This window comes from Streptococcus mitis (assembly GCF_023110375.1).
Taxonomy (GTDB): Bacteria; Bacillota; Bacilli; order Lactobacillales; family Streptococcaceae; genus Streptococcus; species Streptococcus mitis_CI.
On the sequence record NZ_JALDVV010000002.1, the window covers coordinates 143,563 to 164,564 of the forward strand.

The following is a 21,002-nucleotide window of genomic DNA, read 5'->3' on the forward strand; positions in this document are numbered from 1 at the left end:
GTATAGCTTGTTTTTGGCTGTGTTTTAGTTGGAATACTCAAATACGTTATTAGTAATTCTTATAAGTGACTATGACTTGTTATTAGAAAAGACTATAGGTTAGTTTTCTTTTGTAATTCTGATATTTCTCTGAAAAGTGCGGACGGGAGGTAAAATTATCCAGTGGATGATTTTATCCAACCAAGTAATTTCATTCCTATCAACTTTTCCCCTGTTCAAGTGGGACAACTGCTAGTGTCTTTCCTAAACTGGCTAAAACTTTCAAGACTGTATCCAACTGAGGACTTGTCTTTCCTGTTTCCATCCTAGCTATGACAGGCTGGCTCACTCCACTGAGTTCCTCTAGCTTTTTCTGGCTGATTCCTTGCTCATGTCTGGCTTCAATCAACTCACTCATGATAGCCACTCGCATATCACTTTCAAGTATTTCCTCCTTGGTAAAGAGTTCTGACCGGACATCCTTCCAGTTACTCCCAATAGCACTATTCTTCATCACTTACCCCTCTTTCTTTTAAGTCCTTTAGTTCACGCTTGGTTTTTTTAAAATTATAACTCAAAAGTTATTAAAAGTAAATCCTAACATTCATAAAAAGAAGACCTTAGAAAAATTCCAAAGGTCTCATCTTTATTATTCGAAAAAATACGAGAAGAGTTATAAATTGAAGGCAATCCTTACTATTATTCCAGCTCTATCCCCTTCTCTCGGAGATTTGCCAGACACTCCTCATAGTAGGTTGCGTCATGTTCGCTGTATATAGGACTAGTCAACTTTTCCTCTACTAATTCTTGATAAGGAGGGCAGGTCTTACCACGATAGTTTTTATCCAACCACTCTGGACTGACATTATAGCCTCGGTTAGCCATCTCCTTCATGATCAAGTCATGATAGGCATAGAGACGATAGGGCGAGTGGGTAAAGACATAGTCCACCGTTGCATGCTTTCTGCCCCAGCCATTGCCACGGAGGGCACAGCACTCTCGATGTTGTCCCAAGAGTTGAGGACGGGGAAGCTGTGAAATCAAAGCCTCATGCCAAAGTCTCATGACAATCTCCTTTCAGTAAAGTCGAATGTTGCAAATAGGTATTTGGATAGCGATCAAGCAAGTCTCGAGTCTTAGTAATCAAGTCTGCCTGAGAAGCCTGACCAAATCGGTAGCGATCCAGCAAGAGCATGTAGTCCTTGCGTTCAGTCTCTGTTGCTTTCTTTTTGAAATAGCCCCAAATATGCTGAAAGACATTGCAAACCTGACCTCTATGCTTAGGGATTTGACAGGCACGATCGATCAGTTCTTGAACATGACTTACCTCCACCTCTTCATTCTTCAAGTATTGGCGGATCTCATTGTAAATATTGCTAGAATGACTCAAAACGAGGTATTTGTTTCTCGCCCAGAGTTGCTAGCAAAGGGCACGTTGGTTGTTATTTTCCATATTTCTCCTTACTTTCTACTAGTTCCCCGGAAATATGGAAACAAAGTTATATCTTAAAAATGAGCGAATTATGAGCGAATAAATAGTATTTTTTGTAGAGCCTGATTTTTCTAACAGATATTAGTCAACAATCCTTAAATACCTGAATAAGTCTCTACTAACAACTGAATCTTACGTAAAACTTCTTGCTTTTTCCGTTCACGCGCTCCCTGTCTACGAGAAGTTGGTGGAATAATCGAATCCAAATCAGTCCCACTATTTTCAGCATAACCTCGTTGAATTGATTTGTCTATGAATAATTGGTAATCAGCTACAAGTTTCTCAGACTCAGCTAGGTCATGGATTGCGATTTTCTTGCGCTCCTTGCCATATTCATAGAAAGCATTGATAATCCCATCATAGTCTTTCAATTTTTGCAAATCAGTGTCATTGATAAACCCGATAACCAACTCTTCTTTGGCACGAATATCGATACTAGAACGAATTACACGACTAACTTCTGCTTTCATTACTTCTTTAGACTCAGAATTCTTCGATTTTTCAACAATCAATGCAAGAATGTAGTCCAGGTTAATCTCATCTGTTTTTAGGAGTTCAATCTCAAATTCGACATCTGAAAGATCAATATCCAAGTCCTTGGCCTTTTCATAGTTCTTAAGATTCAAAAATTCATCTCGAATTTCCACATAAGTACTTCTTAAATCCTGAAGATAACCTTCTGAAATAGGTTTGTCGATTTCTTGAAATTCGTCATAATTTCGAAGAACATTATCAAGCTTCAGTAATTCACCAAACAACTTAACAAACTCTTTTTTATCATGCTCTGTTTCAATTTCTTGCGGATTCGGGAATCTTTCCAGAATTTCCTGACAAACCGCAGTATAGCCTTTGACCTCGATACCCGTTACTTGGTCAACGAAACCATCCATATATTCACTAAAGCTTTTTTCTAAGATGATTTCAAGCTTATTGGTGTCTCCAAAAGTCTTAATAGCTTCTTGCGTAGCCTTTTCTAAATCACGGAAACAAACAATATTCCCAAAAGGTTTAACCTTGTTAAAAATCCGATTGGTTCTCGAGAAGGCCTGAATCAAACCATGATAACGTAGATTTTTATCGACAAAGAGTGTATTCATAGTCGGGGCATCAAATCCCGTTAAGAACATACCGACCACAATCAGCAAATCCACTTCCTTGGATTTAACGCGTTTGGAAAGGTCACGATAGTAATTTTGAAACTCCTTCCCATCAGCTGAGAAATTGGTCTTGAAAATGTGATTATAGTCGTCAATCGCTCTAGAAAGAAACTCTTTAGAAGATAGAGGCATGGCTGTTTCTTGAGGCTCTAGCTCTTCATCTTGAATTTCGCCGTAAGCTGACTGTTCTTCGTTAGGTGCAAAGCTAAAGATAGTCGCAACTTTCAAACGCTTAGCCTCTGGTAAAGCTGCTTGCTGTCGTTGGAGTTCTTCATAGTATAATTTTGCTGCTTCAATACTTTGTACAGCCAGCATAGCATTAAATCCAGACAATTGTTTTTGTTTATGAGTATAGTGTTGATTTCGGTGTGTTTTTGTATTATACACGCGAAGTAAGTATTCTGTGATGGTTGCTATCCGTTCTGGATGTAGAAGTAGCTCCTTCTCCATCTTTTTGAGTTTCTTCTCATCAATCTCTCGGCCAACTGCTTTTTCAGCTTCTCTATACTTATTGATTTCAGGCTTGATATAGTTGTAATCAACCTTGAACTTCAAGACTTTTTTATCTCGAATAGCATCCGTGATAACGTAGTTATGAAGTTGCTCCCCAAAAACTTCTTGAGTTGTTTCTCCCGTTAAACTATTTTCTGGGAAAATTGGTGTCCCTGTAAATCCAAATAAGGCATACTGTTTAAAGGCCTTCTTAATACGCTTTTGCGCCTTCCCAAACTGAGAACGATGACACTCGTCAAAAATCAAGACACATTTCTTAGCATAGACTTCATGATTAGGATTCGCAGTGATAAACTTATTTAACTTTTGAATAGTTGTGACAACGATTCGATCATCATTTTCTTCGATACTGCGTTGTAGTTCTTTTGTATTGTTACTACCATTGACTGAATTTGGTTGGAATTTTTGATATTCCTTCATAGTTTGATAGTCTAAGTCTTTTCTATCTACAACGAAGATCACTTTGTCAATGTAGTCCAACTCTGTCGCTAAGCGAGCAGTCTTAAAGCTGGTCAAGGTTTTCCCTGACCCTGTCGTATGCCAGATATAACCACAAGCATTGATGGTTCCAAAATTTTTCATTTCATTGGAAGAATGAATCTTGCGCAAGATACTTTCAGTTGCTGCTATCTGATAAGGACGCATGATGAGCAAGGTATTATCCACATCAAAAACACAATACTTGGTCAAAACTTCCAAGAGGACACGCTTGCTTAAGAAAGTAACAGTAAAATCTTCCAATTCGTGAATAGTCTTGTTCTTACGGTCTGCCCACTCACAGGTAAACTCATAATGATTTTTATTCTGAGCTGTTGTATTTGCAAAGTAGCGTGTATAAGTGCCATTCGAAATCACAAAAATCTGAACATACTTATACAAAGAATTTTCGCTGTTAAAGCTTTCCTTACTATAACGGTGAACCTGATTAAAGGCTTCTTGCAGACTGACACCCCGCTTCTTCAATTCAATCTGAACTAGCGGAAGACCATTGACTAAAATAGTCACATCATAACGGTTAGTATGGCTCCCCACTTGCGTCACTTGATTGATGACCTGCATACTGTTGTTATGAATATTTTTCTTGTCAAGGATGAAAATATTTTTAATCCGTCCATCATCAAAGACAAAGTCATAGATATGATTCTCTTGGATTTTTCGTGTTTTTTCAACCAAACCTTCATTGGGACAATCTAAATACTCAACTATAAAACGTTGCCATTCAGCATCTGTAAAGGTCACCTTATTAAGCTTTTCAATTTGAACCTTTGCATTCGCTAAAAGCTCCGTAGGAGTATGGATATCCAGTCGTTCATAATTGAGACCATTAACCAAATCTGTAAGCAATTGTCTTTCCAAATCTGCCTCAGACTGAAATTCTCTATCTGTGCGATACTCTGGTTGATACTCAGCCAAGAGAATCCCTTCATTTGTTTCCGCAATTACTTCATGTACTTTTGAATAATCAACCATTTTCATTTTCCTCTTTTGGGTTAAATTTATAATTTTTCTCAAAGCTGTTGAATAATTCTATTAAGGTATTTTTTTCTCGTTCTTGCAATTCTCTAAACTCCAAATCTGATTGACGATTATGTGTGAATAAATCAATCCTTTGAGCATATAACTCTATATTTTCTGTGGTAATCTCATCACCAGCCACTTCTAACCCTAATAAAACTTCTTCCCATCTACTATAACCTAAGAATGTAGCTGTTTTCTCTAATAGATTTCTTAACAAAGCATAATGAAATTTTTCTACTCGTCCACTGTCTACAGCTCTACGTAATTCTTCTCTTACCTTTAGATGATATCCGAAGGGAGAATCTTTCTCAACGTCAGTCAAGATATATTTTACTTCATTGTTATTTTCAATATCTTTTTTCAGCACATAGAAGCATGTCTTCTTAATTCTTTTTTCAAATCTAATTTCATTATATAAGACATTGTAGAAAAGTGGTTGGTGAGTAGAAAGTATAAACTTCAAATCTGTATTTTCAGATTTTGCAATAACATCCTTTAAAAAAATCGCGGAATCAATGATATTGTTATCATCTAATGATGAAATTGGATCATCTATATAAATATACTTAAAGTTCTGAAAGTCAGAGTCAATATCTGGGTCGCTCAATTCTTCAATAATAAGTTCTAAGAGAGTAACGAATATGGACCAAACAAATATTCTCTCCTCTCCTCTAGAAATCTTGACCGTTTCTCCATCTATAGTAAAGCGAATACCCTTAAAATTACTCACATACCTTGGAACACGTTGGTCTCCAATAATATCAAAAATCGGTAAGCCAGAATCATTGACAGCCTGCTCTTTAATATCTTCAAAACTTGGAACTATTGAGCCATGGACAAATTTCTGAAAAGTTTCAATAACCTGATCAAATTTTTGCTGTTCTTCTAAAAAATTACCAAAAAAAGTATTCTTACTATATTTAAGGTAACGATCTTCGTTATTTTCTAAATCATTCTCCCAAGTAAAAAGGTCTTCTGTAAAAGCATTAAAATAAAGTATTTTCTTAATTTTCGACTCTTCATCATTTTCCGAAATATTTAATTTATCCTTTAAAATTATAGATAGCCTTGTTTTCCCTGTAGCATTAAAAGCATAAATTAAATGCACTTTCTTATCATTCGATATCAGTTCCTCCGCAACATCTTCCAATGTATTAAATATTTTATCATCTGGCATGATTCACTTTTCCTTATTCATTAAAATTGAGTAATTGATTTCTCCAATATTCATACTGTTTCTGTCTTAGTTCGATTTCTTTTGGAAGGCCCTCAGAAAGAGAGTTGGTTAAGGTGTTGAAATTGTCAAGAACAGAAACTATACTAGATTGTTTTTCTAGTGGTGGTAGGGTGATTATTTTACTTTGAATCATAGGTTTCGTTAACTGTGGTATCCCACTTTGTGGAATTTCATAGTTATTCTCGATAGAGTTCATAAAATAATAAGCATATTTTAAATTGAGGTTAATTTTTGGAGTCAAAACAAGCAATCTCACTATAGGGAAGAAAGGTTTTTCACGATAACTTGTCCATCCGATTGTACCTCTCGCTGAAACCGTTAGGCTAGGATTCTTGATTCTAGCTTGATTTGTCCAACCATATAATGATTTTTCGTTAATTCCATTAGATAAGATAGGATAACAATATTCTTCTGTTTCAATAGCAGAGATTCCATTCTTTGGAATGTCACCTCCTGCAATAACTTCAAACACACTACCTAGTTCCGCCCGAATTGGACCAAATACCCACTGTAAAAGCTTGATAATAGCAGAGTTGTCCCACTCCTCTACTCTACTCTCAGTGTACTCGCCTTCGGCGACGAATGTCAAGAGTTTTTCTCTAAAATATTCGTACTGTTTTTGGCGTAGTTCAATCTCCTTGGGAAGTCCGATGTTTAGGTCATTACAAACCATATCAAAGTTGTCTAGAACTTGAACAATACGCGATTGGATTTCGAGAGAAGGGACTGGGATTTTAATTTTATCTAGAATAGCTTGAGTTAAACTAGGTCTTGTTGGATTAGTTGACATTTCTTCTAAATTAACAGTCGTTAAATAATAATAAAAATACTTTGGAATAAGCTTAGTTTCATCAATTTCTGTATAGTAAATTGTATCTACGTTCCAAAAAGCTTTTTCTAAATAGAATAAATTAGAAATAGAACCTTTCCTAGGAATCAATACAGTTGGTTTGTCATAAGAATAATCAGCAACAAACTCTCCCATTTCTCCACCACTACCATATACTGGTATTTCTCCATTTGGAATAGCTTTCCAATCTTTTCCATTCTTCAATTTAGCAACATCTTTAAGTATCTTCCACTCAACATGATAAACCTCATCCTCAAATGATAAGAGTTTATCTCGATAATAAGAATATTGCTTTTTACGTGAGGTCAATTCTGAGGTCAATTCTGTAACATACTCTGTCATTTTGTCAAGTTTTTGCACAATTTCTTCTTGAATTTTTAGTGGAGGAATAGGTATAAGAGTAATTTTCGCATTACTCCAATGTCTTTTATAGTTCCCCTCTTTCTTATAAAAATTACAAACGCAATAATATAGATATTTTGCGTTTATACCTTTCTTTGGTTTCAAAATTTTTAAACCATCAGCTCCTTGAACAAAAGCGAAATCTACAAATTTTATATGTTCTGAATGATCTCCAAAAATTATATATTCATCTTTTTCAAGATATTTTTCATTATCTGTATATCCTGCTATGAATTGTTCACCCTGATCAACAATCGGTATTCTTCCTGTCAATTGATACTGCTTCTTAGCTAACTTTACAGGACTTGTCAAAGTAAAAACTACTTCCCCCAACTCCTTCCACTCAACAGAGCAGTTTTGAATTTCTTCTAGGATGTTCATGATTTCCCTCCTTCCTTGGCTAGATTTTCAATGTTTTTAATTTCCTTGAGGTAATCTTTTTCAACTTGACTGAGGGTCTTGGCTTGGTAGCTCTTATATTCCTTATCGACCTTCTGCTTCATCTGTTCACGAGAGATAGAACCACTATTGTCCAGCAAGTCTTCTCCGGTAGCCTGAAGGATTCGATCTACGTGAGCCACCCAGTCAGCCATAGTCATGACTTCTTCTCGGTTTGCCTGTCTTTCAGCAAAGTCTAGATATCCTGATACAAGCTGATTAAGTCCACGGAGTTCCTTTTCTGTCAGATAGTTCTTGGCAACTTTTGCTTCAGTCAGAGTAGGAAGGTCTCCCTTAAAAGTGGTCAAGCCCATAAACTCCTTCTCGCTATCAACACGATTGTAAATGAGTTCACTAGCAGTATTGTGGTGAATGGCGTAATGCATCTTATTTTGCACTGTCGCAAAGAATTTCTTTGCCTCTGGTGAATTTGCATTGTAGTCACTAGATGTTGCGAAAAGATCTAAAACCTGACGGTAAAAGACTTTTTCACTTGAGCGGATATCTCGGATTCTTTCAAGAAGTTCTTTAAAGTAAGAGCCCCCACCCAAGTTTTTCAAGCGCTCATCATCCATGGCAAAGCCCTTAATCAGATACTCTTTCAAGACTGTCGAAGCATAGAGTCTGAACTGAATGCCACGAGGAGATCGAACTCGATAACCAATCGCCAAAATCATATCGAGATTATAAAAGGCGACTTTTTTTGACTGAGTTTTCCCAGCCATTGCACCGTGACGAGTGGTTGTCAACTGATAGTTGACAACCACTGTTTCATCCAACTCACCATCTTCAAAGATGGCCTTGATATGTTTACTAATATTTTGCTTGGAAGTTTGAAAGAGCTCAGCTAGTTCTTGTTGAGTCAGCCAGACTGTTCCATTATCCAAGTGGAGTTCAATAGCAGACTTACCGTCATCAGTTCTATAGAGAATCACATCATTTGCCATGGCTCAATTCCTCTACAATCTTATCTATCTCTGCACGCAAGTGGTCAATCTTGGCAACAGTCTCAGCGATTTCTTTATTGAGAACATCTATATCAATCTTCTCACGTGTATCTTCTTGTTCGACATAGGTTGAGACAGAAAGGTTATAATCCTGCTCTGAACCAATCACTTCATTATCAACGAGAGCCGCTTTATAGTCTACGCTTTGACAATTAGTAAATAATTCAATAATGTGCTCAATATTGTCATCCGTCAAGACATTATTATTGGTTTCTTTCTTAAATTCTTTACTCGCATCAATAAAGAGTGTTTTATTTTCAAGTTTATTCTTCGCTAGAACTAAAATCGTGGTCGCAATAGAAGTTCCAAAGAAGAGATTGTCTGGAAGGGAAATAACCGCTTCAACAAAGTTATTATCTACTAGATACTGACGAATGGTCTTTTCAGCTCCTCCACGATAGAAAATTCCTGGAAAACAAACAATAGCTGCTCGACCTTTATTAGACAGGTGGTTGAGACTATGCATGATAAAGGCAAAGTCAGCTTTTGACTTAGGAGCTAGTTTCCCCGCTGGAGCGAAACGGTCATCATTTATCAGAGTTGGATCTCCATCTCCCACCCATTTGACAGAATACGGGGGGTTAGAAACGATAGCATCAAATGGCTTTTCTTCTAAATGCTGAGGATTTAAAAGGGTATCTCCTCGCTTAATATCAAAGTTATTGTAGTTGATATTGTGTAAGAACATATTCATACGAGCCAAGTTGTAGTTGGTCATATTAATTTCCTGACCAAAAAATCCGTCTTCTAGAATATGGTCTTCATATTGTTTTTTCATTTGAAGAAGGAGAGAGCCTGAACCACATGTTGGGTCATAAACCTTGTTAATCTTGTCCTTGCCGACCATCACTAGACGAGCTAGTAGTTTAGAGACTGTCTGAGGTGTGAAAAATTCACCCCCACTTTTTCCTGCATTACTTGCATAGTTGGAAATCAAGAACTCATAAGCATCCCCAAATGCATCGATGTCATTTTCCTCAAAGTTACCAAAGTTAATGCTATTGATACCATTTAGAATGTCAGAAAGGCGTTTATTTTTTTCTGGAACAGTTCCACCAAGGATGTTGCTTCGTGTATCCAAGTTATCAAACAAACCTTTGATATCATCTTCTGATTTGAAGCCAATCGCTGATTTCTCAATAGCTTGGAAAATATTGGCCAAGTCTTCGTTTAAATTTTCATTTTGCGAGGCATTCTCGACAACATTTTTAAATAGTTGACTCGGAAGGATAAAGAATCCCTTGTCCTCAACTGTCCCTGGTTTAAAATCTTGCTCAGCTTCTTGGTCACTCAATTCAGCATAACGGAATTCTAAGTCGCCAGCTTCATGCTCAGCACGGTCAAAATAATCGGCCATATGCTCTGAAATAAAACGATAGAATAGAATTCCTAGGATATATTGCTTAAAATCCCAACCATCTACAGCACCACGAACATCGTCCGCAATCGCCCAAATCTTACGATGCAGTTCCTTGCGTTCTGCATTTTCTTTACTTGCCATTTTTACTTTCCTTAATTAATGTATTATCTTTTCTATTTTATCATATTTCAAGAAAAACCACTCGAACTAGGGAGAACGAGTGGGATAGAAATGTTTTTAGATTAAGATTTTACAATTTTATTATATAAGTTCAATTATTTTTTGATTTTATTAAGGTAGTAGAACATCTTTCATACCATCCTTATCATCACTCTTTATAAATACAACATTTCGTTTTCCTGTTAACTCTACCAATTTTTCCTTCCCAAGGATGATTGCAAGATTCTTAATAATCGAACGTTTTGCTGATTCATCAAAATAAGTAAAAATAAATCGATAAGTATATTTTCCATTCTCTGCTAATGAAAAGCATTTTTGAAATATTTCCTTATCCAGAGGGTCAACAGAGTGACCAAAAACAATAATGTTCTTTGAAGCTATACGAATATCTGGAACATCGTCTGGTAATTCAATATTCGGTTTGAAGAATTTTTCAAATTTACTTCCTGTTTCTTTAACAACTCTTTGATAATATTTCTGATAAGGAATTAAATCACTGTTGACATCGTTTTCTTTGTCCTCAATTCCAAAGACCATAGTATTGATGCGACCGAAAGTTCTATCTAAATCAATTCTCCCATGTATAAAATGAGTTTTCTCCTTAGAAGTCCCAAATAAATATCCTGATGTATTAGTATAATTAAAGTTTAGAACAGAGGAATTGGATAAATTCGGAACTTCATCTAAAGCTGTTGGGTTTCTTTGAATGTTTCTTACCTCAAAATCGAGATAGTCTAAATAAGACAGATAGATTTCTAATAATTCAATCAATAAATCAAGTTGCCTGATAAATTCGTTATTTAATTCATCCAATGCAACTTCTCTCTCTAAAGAACGCCAGCCTTTTTCATCGAATAGGGAGAGGAAAGTATATGCAATATATAATTTTGAACTGTAATTAGCACTCATACGCCAATCAATCTTATGTTGCTCTATAATACTTTTTAGCGGTCTATTAAGTTGATTAGAGTATAGCAAGCTACTGTTTTCTTTAAAATACATTATTGCATCTGCTAGTTGCGAAATCATGAGTTCAATATTCGACCAATTTTTCCCGAGTGTTTCTTCGTTTCCATTAATAAATCTCAAATACAAATTATCCTTATATTTCCCAATACAAATATTTTTGACTTTTAGAAACTCCAGCAACTCCTCATCTGGATTAGAAAATAATTGTTTTTCAAAGTCAATAAAATCGGTATACTTTGTTTTTCGCCCCATTGCAATATCAAAACCATTACCTAAAATTAAAATAATATCTGCCATAAATTTTTCTCCTATACATTATAGATAATTACTTAAATTATAGCACGAATCTACCAAAAAATTTTATCCTGCTACTTGTATCGCTTCTTCTACTTTCACTTTTTTCTCCTTCTTACTTAGACCACTCAAGCGTCGCTTACTGTCTCGGATTGTATTAAGTTCCTTGAGGAGTTGAGTCAGGTGTTCCTTTTCAGGATAGGCTTCTGCACTAGCTGCGGTATAGCGCATAAAGAGGTCGTAGCTGGTTGAAAGTTCGGTACGGAGCTGTCTGGTCTTGCCAACTTCCTTGGCAGACTTAGAAGCACGCGCCTTACTCTCCACTTGATCATATTCCTATTGAGCATTAGCCACCGCCGTCAGCAGCAGAATACTTGTAAATTTATGGAATTGCGCTTATTCTAAAACTAGAATACATGTAAACTTTAGTATGCAGAGCTATTCTAAGTCTCGAAGGCCTGTATTCCCATCCATTCCTCATCAAAAACACTCATTCCCCCTTTCTCCTCCAAAATATGGTATAGTAGAGTTATACTATCTATGAGGAGTTCACATGTCACATGATAAACAAATGAAAGCTGTTTCTCCCCTTCTGCAGCAAGTTATCAACATCTCATCGATTGTCGGTGGAGTTGGAAGTTTGATTTTCTGTATTTGGGCTTATCAGGCTGGGGTTTTACAGTCTAAAGAAACCCTCTCTGCCTTTATCCAGCAGGCAGGTATCTGGGGGCCACCTCTCTTTATCTTTTTACAGATTTTACAGACGGTCGTCCCTATCATTCCTGGGGCCTTGACCTCGGTGGCTGGGGTCTTTATCTACGGGCACATCATCGGGACTATCTACAACTATATCGGCATCGTGATTGGCTGTGCCATTATCTTCTATCTGGTGCGCCTCTATGGAGCTGCCTTTGTCCAGTCTGTCGTCAGCAAGCGTACCTATGACAAGTATATCGGCTGGTTGGACAAGGGCAATCGTTTTGACCGTTTCTTTATCTTTATGATGATTTGGCCCATTAGTCCGGCTGACTTTCTCTGTATGCTGGCCGCCCTGACCAAGATGAGTTTCAAGCGCTATATGACCATCATCATTCTGACCAAGCCCTTTACCCTCGTGGTTTATACCTACGGTCTGACCTATATTATCGACTTTTTCTGGCAAATGCTTTGACACATAAAAAATCCGTTTGGTTGCCCAAGCGGATTTTGTGCTTTATTTTGAAACTTCTTTTGCAAGAACAAAGTTTCCAAGTGTGGCAGAACCATTTCCTGCAACTGCTGGCGTCACGATGTAGTCACGCACGTCTGGTACTGGTAAGTATCCATTGAGAAGAGCTGTAAATTTCTCACGAACACGATCCAGCATGTGTTGTTGGGCCATGACCCCACCACCAAAGACGATCACGTCTGGGCGGAAAGTCACTGTAGCATTAACCGCAGCTTGAGCGATGTAGTAGGCTTGAACATCCCAGACAGAGCTGTTAAGTTCAATGTTTTCACCACGAATACCTGTACGAGCTTCTAGACTTGGACCAGCCGCAAAGCCTTCCAAACATCCTTTGTGGAATGGACAAACACCGTTGAATTCTTTTTCAATATCCATTGGGTGTTTAGCCACGTAGTAGTGACCCATTTCAGGGTGACCTACACCACCAATAAACTCACCACGTTGGATAACACCTGCACCGATACCTGTACCGATTGTGTAGTAAACCAAGTTTTCGATACGACCACCAGCATTATTACGAGCAACCACTTCACCATAAGCAGAGCTGTTTACGTCTGTAGTGAAGTACATTGGCACGTTTAGGGCGCGACGAAGGGCACCAAGCAAGTCCACATTTGCCCAGTTTGGTTTTGGAGTCGTCGTGATAAAGCCATAAGTTTTTGAGTTTTTATCAATATCAATCGGCCCAAATGAACCAACTGCAAGACCAGCAAGATTATCGAATTTTGAGAAGAACTCAATGGTTTTATCGATTGTTTCGATCGGAGTTGTTGTTGGAAATTGTGTTTTTTCTACAACGTTAAAGTTTTCATCACCGACAGCACAGACAAACTTTGTACCGCCCGCTTCCAAGCTTCCATATAATTTTGTCATGATAAACCTCTTGTTTTTATTTTCTTTATTATAGCATATTTCAAAAGTCTAAATTTCTCTATTTTTTAGCTTTTCCTCTGTAAATCTTACCATTCAAGCAAAAACGAACAAACATGTCATTTGTTCGTTTTCATTTTGAGAGGATTGATTAGATTTTCACTTCAATAACAGCATCTCCCTTCGCAACTGAACCTGTTGCGACTGGAGCTACTGAAGCGTAGTCAGCTGTATTTGTAACGATAACCATTGTTGTATCATCAAGACCAGCTGCAGCGATTTTGTTTGAGTCAAATGTTCCTAGAACATCGCCAGCTTTAACCTTATCACCTTGAGCAACTTTTGCTTCAAAACCGTCACCGTTCATTGTTACAGTGTCGATACCAACGTGAATCAAAACTTCAGCACCATCAGTTGTTTTCAAACCAAAAGCGTGTCCTGTTGGAAAGGCAATTGAAACTTCAGCATCAGCTGGTGCATATACCACACCTTGGCTTGGTTTCACAGCGATACCTTGTCCCATAGCTCCACTTGAGAAGACTGGGTCATTGACATCGGCAAGAGCGACAACATCACCGACGATAGGAGTTACAAGTGTTTCATTTCGAAGAGTTGCTGGAATGTTACCAGTTGTTTCTTCTTGGACCAAACGTTCTGTCTCTACTTCAGTAGCAACTTCTTTTTCATCCTCGTAACCAAACATGTAAGTGAGGGCAAAACCAAGTGCAAATGATACGGCTACCATGAGAAGATATTGTGCAAGTTGTCCGTTACCGATGTAAAGCATTGTACCAGGGATGACGGTGATACCATTACCAGTACCAGCAAGTCCAAGGATAGAAGCCAATCCACCACCGATTGCACCAGCAATCAATGAAAGGAAGAATGGTTTACGGAAGCGCAAGTTCACCCCGAAGATAGCAGGCTCTGTAATACCGAGGAAGGCTGAAAGAGCTGCTGGGAAAGCAAGTGTTTTTAGTTTTGGATTTTTCGTTTTAACACCAACCGCAACAGTCGCAGCACCTTGAGCTGTCATAGCAGCTGTGATGATCGCGTTGAATGGGTTAGCATGGTCAGCAGCAAGCAATTGAACTTCAAGCAAGTTGAAGATGTGGTGCACACCTGACACGACGATCAATTGGTGAACCCCACCGATCAAGAAACCACCAAGACCAAATGGCAAGCTGAGGATAGCTTTTGTAGCGATAAGGATGTAGTTTTCAACGACGTGGAAGACTGGTCCAATGACAAAGAGTCCAAGGATAGACATGACCAAAAGTGTCACGAATGGCGTTACCAAGAGGTCAATCACATCTGGAACAACCTTGCGGACAGCTTTTTCAAATTTAGCTCCGACAACCCCGATGATGAAGGCTGGAAGAACGGAACCTTGTAAACCAACAACAGGGATGAAACCAAAGAAGTTCATAGCTGTTACTTCACCACCTGAAGCAACTGCCCAAGCGTTTGGAAGCGAGTCAGAAACAAGCATCATACCAAGAACGATACCAACGGCTGGATTTCCACCGAATACACGGAAGGTTGACCACACAACCAAACCTGGCAAGATGATGAAGGCTGTATCTGTCAAGATTTGAGTGTAAGTTGTCACATCAGCTGGAAGTGTCATTCCAAGAGCAGTCAAGAGACCACGCACACCCATAAAGAGACCTGTCGCTACGATAACTGGGATGATTGGAACGAAAACGTCACCGAAAGTACGGATAGCACGTTGGAACCAGTTCCCTTGTTTAGCAGCTTCTGCTTTCATGTCATCTTTAGATGATGTTGGCAAACCAAGCGCAACAACTTCATCGTACATTTTGTTAACTGTACCTGTACCAAAGATGATTTGGTATTGACCTGAGTTAAAGAAAGCACCTTGAACTTTTTCCAAGTTCTCAATCACTTCTTTATTGATTTTTCCTTCATCTTTGACCATGACACGAAGACGAGTCGCACAGTGGGCAACACTGTTGACATTTTCACGTCCGCCCAAGGCATCGATGACTTTTTTTGCAATTTCCTGATTGTTCATTTGCAAAAATCTCCTTATATAAAATTTTGTTCTTGTTTGAAAGCGATTTTATCCGCCCTTACGACTATTATTTTATCATGTTTTAGAAATATGTCAAGCGTTTTGCAGAAAAAATATTCTATCCACTTAGTTGGCTCGCTTTAAGTTGATTGTTTTTGATTGTTTTATCAGGTATTCCTAAAAAATATAAGTTTGAAATCTTGGTTAAAAGGGTTTTATTTCATTATCTTTCATATTTTCGTGAAAATGTGATTGATTTCCTGCATTTATTTTGTGACAAACGTTTGACAGTTTTTTCTCTTTTTTAACATAAAAGTCTTGCTTTTTTTTCCGAAAACGGTTACTATTAAAAGTGATAAGATTTTTGGAGGAATGAAAGAATGGAATGGACTACTGAGCGTCGTTACAGACTTTATCAAGATTGGACGCAAGAAGAAATTAAGAATATTAAGGAAAATATGGCACAATCTCCGTGGCATACTCATTACCATGTTGAGCCAAAAACAGGACTTCTCAACGACCCAAATGGCTTTTCTTACTTTGATGGAAAGTGGATTGTTTTTTATCAGAACTTTCCTTTCGGTGCCGCCCACGGTTTGAAATCTTGGGTGCAATTGGAAAGTGAGGACTTGGTTCACTTCACAGAAACTGGTGTCAAAGTTTTGCCTGATACTCCATTAGATAGCCACGGTGCCTACTCTGGTTCTGCTATGCAATTTGGCGATAACTTGTTCCTATTCTATACAGGAAATGTCCGTGATGAAAACTGGATTCGTCACCCATACCAGATCGGGGCTTTGATGGATAAGGATGGCAATATTACGAAGATTGACAAGATCTTAATCGACCAGCCAGCAGACTCTACAGACCACTTCCGCGATCCGCAAATTTTTAATTTTAAAGGTCAATATTATGCTATCGTCGGAGGACAGGATTTGGAGAAAAAAGGCTTCGTTCGTCTCTACAAGGCTGTTGACAACGACTATACAAACTGGCAAGCTGTTGGCGACCTTGACTTTGCTAACGACCGCACTGCCTACATGATGGAATGCCCAAATCTGGTCTTTGTAGGAGAGCAACCTGTCCTTCTCTACTGCCCACAAGGATTGGATAAAGATGTTCTAGACTACGATAATATCTATCCAAATATGTATAAAATTGGGGCTTCCTTTGACCCTAAAAATGCCAAAATGGTAGATGTGTCTCAACTCCAAAATATGGATTTTGGTTTTGAAGCCTATGCAACCCAAGCATTCAACGCTCCTGATGGACGTGCTCTAGCAGTTAGCTGGCTTGGTTTGCCAGATGTTTCTTACCCATCTGACCGTTTTGACCACCAAGGAACCTTCTCTTTGGTCAAGGAACTCACTATCAAAGACGGCAAACTCTACCAATACCCAGTCGCAGCTATCAAGGACCTTCGTGCTACTGAAGAAACCTTCTCAAACCGTTCCAAAACCAAAAACACTTACGAACTCGAACTCAACTTGGAAGCTAATAGCCAGAGCGAGATTGTCTTACTAGCTGATCAAGAAGGCAAGGGACTTTCCATCAACTTTGACCTTGTAAATGGTCAAGTGACAGTGGATCGTAGCCAGGCTGGTGAACAGTATGCCCAAGAATTTGGAACTACACGTTCTTGCCCAATCGATAACCAAGCTACTACTGCTACGATTTTCATCGATAACTCTGTCTTTGAAATTTTCATCAATAAAGGAGAAAAAGTATTTTCCGGTCGTGTTTTCCCACATGCGGACCAAAATGGTATCCTGATTAAATCTGGAAACCCAACTGGAACTTACTATGAATTAGATTATGGTCGCAAAACTAACTGATGTCGCCAAACTTGCAGGCGTCAGTCCTACTACCGTTTCTCGGGTTATCAATAAAAAAGGGTATTTATCTGAAAAAACCATTCAAAAGGTTAATGAAGCTATGCGAGAATTGGGCTATAAACCCAACAACCTAGCTCGTAGTCTGCAAGGAAAATCAGCTAAGTTAATCGGTTTGATTTTCCCCAATATTTCCAACGTTTTCTATGCAGAATTGATTGACAAGCTGGAACACCAACTCTTCAAAAATGGTTACAAGACCATCATCTGCAACAGCGAGCACGATTCTGAGAAGGAACGCGAATACATCGAAATGTTGGAAGCCAATCAGGTGGACGGCATCATTTCGGGTAGTCACAACTTGGGAATCGAAGACTACAATCGCGTGACGGCGCCGATTATTTCCTTTGACCGAAACCTGTCTCCAGATATTCCTGTCGTCTCCTCTGATAACTATGCTGGTGGGGTTCTTGCTGCCCAGACCTTGGTTAAGACAGGCGCCCAGTCTATCATCATGATTACAGGGAATGACAATTCTAACTCGCCAACTGGACTGCGCCACGCTGGTTTTGCATCTGTACTCCCAAAAGCTCCTATTATCAATGTTTCCAGTGACTTTTCTCCTGTTAGAAAGGAAATGGAAATCAAAAATATCTTGACCCGTCAAAAACCAGATGCCATTTTTGCTTCAGATGACTTAACAGCTATTCTGGTTATTAAAATCGCTCAAGAACTGGGCATCTCTGTCCCAGAAGAGCTCAAGGTCATCGGCTATGATGGGACCTACTTTATCGAGAATTACTATCCTCAACTGGCTACTATTAAGCAACCTTTGGAAGAGATTGCCTGCCTTACCGTTGACCTCCTCTTGCAAAAAATCGAAGGCAAAGAAGTCGCAACAACTGGTTACTTCTTACCAGTTACTCTATTACCAGGAAAAAGTATTTAATACTCAATGAAAATCAAAGAGCAAACTAGGAAGCTAGCCGCAGGCTGTACTTGAGTACGGTAAGGCGAAGCTGACGTGGTTTGAATTTGATTTTCAAAGAGTATAAGCACAAGAAAACTCAGACCGATCGGTCTGAGTTTTTTTATGATCTTAAGTTTTCTAGATAACGCTGGGCAGTCTCTAAGTTAAAGATTTTATCTGCAATAAGGCGCTCTACTAGGGGAGCAACTTCAGATTCACTAGCACCTGCGAGAAGTGCCAAGGATTTAGCCTGCAATTTCATGTGGCCTTGCTGAATCCCTGTACTCACCAAGGCTTTGAGGGCAGCAAAATTTTGGGCAAGCCCGATAGACACGATAATCTGGGCTAATTCTTTGGCAGAAGGATTTCCCAGTAGTTCGTGACTGAGGGCTACACGAGGGTTAAGGCCGATAGAGCCACCCTTGGTCGCTACAGGCATGGGCAGGGTCATCTCACCAACCAATTCTTCTGTCTCCAAGTCTAGACGCCAAGAGCTAAGACCTTGGTAATGTCCATCTCGACTGGCAAAAGCATGGGCCCCTGCCTCAATAGCACGCCAGTCATTACCAGTGGCAATTAAAATGGCATCAATACCATTAAAAATCCCTTTATTGTGGGTAGTAGCTCGATAAGGATCAGCCTGCGCAAACTGGCTAGCCAAAGCTATTTTCTCCGCAATTTCTCGTCCTTGATCCTTTTGGCGACTCAAGTAGCGAAAGGCGATGCGACAGCTTGCAGTCACCAGAGAATCGGTCGCGTAGTTAGATAGGATTCCCATGAGACTCTGTCCCTGACTGAGTTCTTCTAAGACTGGTTTCAAGGCTTCCAGCATGGTATTGAGCATATTGGCTCCCATGGCTTCCTGGGTATCGACATGGAGATAGACAACGAGAAAGTCTGTTTCTCCCTTAATCTTCTCTACACGCAAATCACGCGCCCCACCTCCTCGTTTAACGATAGAAGGATAGGCTTGATTGGCAAGTTCCAAGAGTTCGGATTTCTTGCTGGCAATTTTCTCTTGCGCTTGTTCAAGATTAGCAACTTGATAAAGGGCTACCTGACCAATCATCCGGCGCTCATGAACCTGAGCAGTAAAGCCACCTGCTCGCTTGATGATTTTACTGGCATAGCTGGCCGCAGCAACCACTGAGGGTTCTTCTGTCACATAAGGAACTGTGTATTCCTGACCGTTAACGAGAACCTCTGGGACCAGCGAATAAGGCAGAGAAAAAGTTCCCACTACATTCTCACTCAGCTGGTCTGCCACAGTTACACTCATCTGTTCATCCTGCTCCAAACCCCCTTGTCTCTCAGGACTAAGGAGCGCCTGAGCTTTTAACAGCTCGAGGCGCTCTTGGTATGATTTTTTAGAAAATCCATTCCAACTTATCTTCATTATTTTTCAACCTTGCTATAACGGCGTTGGTGGTCAACAATTTCAACCAAGGTAAAATCTTGATTTTCATAGCCAGCAAACTGGGCAGAATTTGTTTCATCTAACTCTACTTCCTCAAAGAAGACTTTTTCATAGTCTGCAACAGACAGGGCAGTTCGTTGGTTGAGCTTGTTCAAACGGTCTTTATCCAGATAAGCTTCATATCCTTCAACCAATTCACCACTGAAGAACTCAGCGACAGCCCCACTTCCATAACTATAAAGGGCAATTTTATCCCCAGCCTTCAAGCTATCTGTATTTTCCAAGAGAGACAAAAGTCCAAGAAAAAGTGAACCTGTATAGATATTCCCCACCTTTTGACTGTAGAGAATAGACTGATCAAAATGGTTTTGCAAGAGGTCTTTTTTCTCTTGAGGCAAGTTCTTATCCATGATTTTTTTCAAGCCTTTTAGCGCTAATTTAGGATAAGGCAAGTGGAAGCAAACCGCAGCAAAATCATCTAAGGTAAGCTGGTAGCGTTTTTGGTATTCAAGCCAAGTCGTTTTCAAACTATCTAGATATTGTTGGGTAGAATAGACACCATTTACATAAGGGGTTGTTGAGTAATTTGGACGCCAGAAATCCATGATGTCACGAGTCTGAGCCACATTGTCGTTATTAAAAGCCATAATGCGTGGATTCTGTGTAATCAACATGGCCACACTTCCAGCACCTTGAGTTGGTTCTCCTGGGGTTTCAATACCGTATTTGGCAATATCACTGGCAATGACCAAGACCTTGGACTCTGGAGAATTTTCCACATGCAATTTGGCATAATGAAGGGCCGCTGTCGCTCCATAGCAGGCTTCTTTAATCTCGAAACTACGAGCAAAGGGCTGGATGCCCAGCAAACCATGCACAAAGACGGCTGCAGCTTTACTTTGGTCAATTCCTGACTCAGTAGCTACAATGACCATGTCAATTTCTTGTCTCTCTTGCTCAGTTAAAATAGAATCACTTGCACTGGCCGCCAAGGTCACGATATCCTCAGTTAGGGGCGCAATACTCAATTCCTTGAGCAAGAGTCCTTTGCTTAATTTTTCAGGGTCAATTCCCCTCGCTTCTGCTAAGTCTTGTAATTTCAAGACATATTGACTGGTCGCAAAACCAATCTTATCAATACCGATTGTCATATTTACCTCTGTTTTATCATTCATTGTAAAAAATCGTTCTATACTATTTTATCACAAATAGCAGTAAAAGAGAGAAAAAAGACTTGATTCACCAAATCAA

Annotated in this window: 16 protein-coding genes and 1 pseudogene; 3 read left to right on the forward strand and 14 right to left on the reverse strand. The window is 39.1% G+C overall.

Features of this window, described 5'->3' with window-relative positions; all coding sequences use genetic code 11:
- Positions 1-199 precede the first annotated feature (199 nt).
- The 10 genes and pseudogenes from M1G12_RS02835 to M1G12_RS02880 all read right to left on the reverse strand — a co-directional run.
- Positions 200-493 carry a helix-turn-helix domain-containing protein gene (locus M1G12_RS02835; RefSeq protein WP_033686503.1) on the reverse strand — a complete coding sequence of 98 codons (294 nt, stop codon included), beginning with the start codon at positions 491-493 and terminating at the stop codon, positions 200-202.
- Positions 494-678: 185 nt separating this feature from the next.
- On the reverse strand, positions 679-1,044 hold the full coding sequence (locus M1G12_RS02840) for a TIGR02328 family protein (RefSeq protein ID WP_033686502.1): 366 nt from the start codon (positions 1,042-1,044) through the stop codon (positions 679-681).
- Positions 1,028-1,369 (reverse strand): YbgA family protein, encoded by a 342-nt coding sequence (locus M1G12_RS02845; RefSeq protein WP_239822433.1) that lies wholly within the window; start codon positions 1,367-1,369, stop codon positions 1,028-1,030. The genes M1G12_RS02840 and M1G12_RS02845 overlap by 17 nt, the downstream gene beginning before the upstream one ends.
- A 197-nt stretch (positions 1,370-1,566) precedes the next feature.
- Positions 1,567-4,611: a type I restriction endonuclease subunit R gene (locus M1G12_RS02850; protein WP_247949386.1), complete on the reverse strand. Its 3,045-nt coding sequence runs from the start codon at positions 4,609-4,611 to the stop codon at positions 1,567-1,569.
- Positions 4,604-5,836 (reverse strand): AAA family ATPase, encoded by a 1,233-nt coding sequence (locus M1G12_RS02855; protein WP_033685431.1) that lies wholly within the window; start codon positions 5,834-5,836, stop codon positions 4,604-4,606. The genes M1G12_RS02850 and M1G12_RS02855 overlap by 8 nt, the downstream gene beginning before the upstream one ends.
- A 13-nt stretch (positions 5,837-5,849) precedes the next feature.
- Complete coding sequence (locus M1G12_RS02860; protein ID WP_247949387.1) at positions 5,850-7,529, reverse strand: restriction endonuclease subunit S; 1,680 nt, start codon at positions 7,527-7,529, stop codon at positions 5,850-5,852.
- Positions 7,526-8,533 carry a virulence RhuM family protein gene (locus M1G12_RS02865; protein WP_247949388.1) on the reverse strand — a complete coding sequence of 336 codons (1,008 nt, stop codon included), beginning with the start codon at positions 8,531-8,533 and terminating at the stop codon, positions 7,526-7,528. Before M1G12_RS02865 ends, M1G12_RS02860 begins: the two co-directional genes overlap by 4 nt.
- Positions 8,523-10,094, reverse strand: coding sequence for a type I restriction-modification system subunit M (locus M1G12_RS02870; protein WP_247949389.1), 1,572 nt, complete (start codon positions 10,092-10,094; stop codon positions 8,523-8,525). Before M1G12_RS02870 ends, M1G12_RS02865 begins: the two co-directional genes overlap by 11 nt.
- Positions 10,095-10,244: 150 nt before the next feature.
- Complete coding sequence (locus M1G12_RS02875; RefSeq protein ID WP_247949390.1) at positions 10,245-11,399, reverse strand: AbiH family protein; 1,155 nt, start codon at positions 11,397-11,399, stop codon at positions 10,245-10,247.
- A gap of 63 nt (positions 11,400-11,462) precedes the next feature.
- Positions 11,463-11,762 (reverse strand): annotated as a pseudogene (locus M1G12_RS02880) (DUF6261 family protein); the annotation flags it as partial.
- Between the two features lie 187 nt (positions 11,763-11,949).
- On the opposite strand from M1G12_RS02880, the gene M1G12_RS02885 reads away from it, so the two are divergent.
- Complete coding sequence (locus M1G12_RS02885; protein ID WP_049516275.1) at positions 11,950-12,567, forward strand: TVP38/TMEM64 family protein; 618 nt, start codon at positions 11,950-11,952, stop codon at positions 12,565-12,567.
- A 42-nt stretch (positions 12,568-12,609) separates the two neighbouring features.
- Here M1G12_RS02885 and scrK read toward each other — a convergent pair whose 3' ends face one another.
- Together scrK and M1G12_RS02895 are read right to left on the reverse strand one after the other, a co-directional pair.
- Positions 12,610-13,497: a fructokinase ScrK gene (scrK, locus tag M1G12_RS02890; protein ID WP_049516273.1), complete on the reverse strand. Its 888-nt coding sequence runs from the start codon at positions 13,495-13,497 to the stop codon at positions 12,610-12,612.
- A 148-nt stretch (positions 13,498-13,645) separates the two neighbouring features.
- Positions 13,646-15,532: a sucrose-specific PTS transporter subunit IIBC gene (locus M1G12_RS02895; protein ID WP_247949391.1), complete on the reverse strand. Its 1,887-nt coding sequence runs from the start codon at positions 15,530-15,532 to the stop codon at positions 13,646-13,648.
- A gap of 380 nt (positions 15,533-15,912) precedes the next feature.
- Here M1G12_RS02895 and M1G12_RS02900 point away from each other — a divergent pair, with 380 nt between their 5' ends.
- Positions 15,913-17,367 carry a sucrose-6-phosphate hydrolase gene (locus M1G12_RS02900; protein ID WP_049516270.1) on the forward strand — a complete coding sequence of 485 codons (1,455 nt, stop codon included), beginning with the start codon at positions 15,913-15,915 and terminating at the stop codon, positions 17,365-17,367.
- Positions 17,348-18,313 carry a LacI family DNA-binding transcriptional regulator gene (locus M1G12_RS02905; protein ID WP_000226009.1) on the forward strand — a complete coding sequence of 322 codons (966 nt, stop codon included), beginning with the start codon at positions 17,348-17,350 and terminating at the stop codon, positions 18,311-18,313. The genes M1G12_RS02900 and M1G12_RS02905 overlap by 20 nt, the downstream gene beginning before the upstream one ends.
- A 142-nt stretch (positions 18,314-18,455) precedes the next feature.
- Here M1G12_RS02905 and M1G12_RS02910 read toward each other — a convergent pair whose 3' ends face one another.
- Both M1G12_RS02910 and M1G12_RS02915 read right to left on the reverse strand, forming a co-directional pair.
- Entirely contained in the window at positions 18,456-19,730 is a 1,275-nt protein-coding gene (locus tag M1G12_RS02910) for a hydroxymethylglutaryl-CoA reductase, degradative (RefSeq protein ID WP_049516268.1), read from the reverse strand.
- Positions 19,730-20,902 carry a hydroxymethylglutaryl-CoA synthase gene (locus M1G12_RS02915; protein WP_049516267.1) on the reverse strand — a complete coding sequence of 391 codons (1,173 nt, stop codon included), beginning with the start codon at positions 20,900-20,902 and terminating at the stop codon, positions 19,730-19,732. The genes M1G12_RS02910 and M1G12_RS02915 overlap by 1 nt, the downstream gene beginning before the upstream one ends.
- Between the last annotated feature and the right edge of the window lie 100 nt (positions 20,903-21,002).

Bases quoted from the DNA above. Each gene is read 5' to 3' on its own strand.
- M1G12_RS02835 (WP_033686503.1), bottom strand. From the start codon at position 493: ATGAAGAATAGTGCTATTGGGAGTAACTGGAAGGATGTCCGGTCAGAA.
- M1G12_RS02840 (WP_033686502.1), bottom strand. From the start codon at position 1,044: ATGAGACTTTGGCATGAGGCTTTGATTTCACAGCTTCCCCGTCCTCAA.
- M1G12_RS02850 (WP_247949386.1), bottom strand. From the start codon at position 4,611: ATGGTTGATTATTCAAAAGTACATGAAGTAATTGCGGAAACAAATGAA.
- M1G12_RS02855 (WP_033685431.1), bottom strand. From the start codon at position 5,836: ATGCCAGATGATAAAATATTTAATACATTGGAAGATGTTGCGGAGGAA.
- M1G12_RS02860 (WP_247949387.1), bottom strand. From the start codon at position 7,529: ATGAACATCCTAGAAGAAATTCAAAACTGCTCTGTTGAGTGGAAGGAG.
- M1G12_RS02865 (WP_247949388.1), bottom strand. From the start codon at position 8,533: ATGGCAAATGATGTGATTCTCTATAGAACTGATGACGGTAAGTCTGCT.
- M1G12_RS02870 (WP_247949389.1), bottom strand. From the start codon at position 10,094: ATGGCAAGTAAAGAAAATGCAGAACGCAAGGAACTGCATCGTAAGATT.
- M1G12_RS02875 (WP_247949390.1), bottom strand. From the start codon at position 11,399: ATGGCAGATATTATTTTAATTTTAGGTAATGGTTTTGATATTGCAATG.
- M1G12_RS02885 (WP_049516275.1), top strand. From the start codon at position 11,950: ATGTCACATGATAAACAAATGAAAGCTGTTTCTCCCCTTCTGCAGCAA.
- scrK (WP_049516273.1), bottom strand. From the start codon at position 13,497: ATGACAAAATTATATGGAAGCTTGGAAGCGGGCGGTACAAAGTTTGTC.
- M1G12_RS02895 (WP_247949391.1), bottom strand. From the start codon at position 15,532: ATGAACAATCAGGAAATTGCAAAAAAAGTCATCGATGCCTTGGGCGGA.
- M1G12_RS02900 (WP_049516270.1), top strand. From the start codon at position 15,913: ATGGAATGGACTACTGAGCGTCGTTACAGACTTTATCAAGATTGGACG.
- M1G12_RS02905 (WP_000226009.1), top strand. From the start codon at position 17,348: ATGGTCGCAAAACTAACTGATGTCGCCAAACTTGCAGGCGTCAGTCCT.
- M1G12_RS02910 (WP_049516268.1), bottom strand. From the start codon at position 19,730: ATGAAGATAAGTTGGAATGGATTTTCTAAAAAATCATACCAAGAGCGC.
- M1G12_RS02915 (WP_049516267.1), bottom strand. From the start codon at position 20,902: ATGACAATCGGTATTGATAAGATTGGTTTTGCGACCAGTCAATATGTC.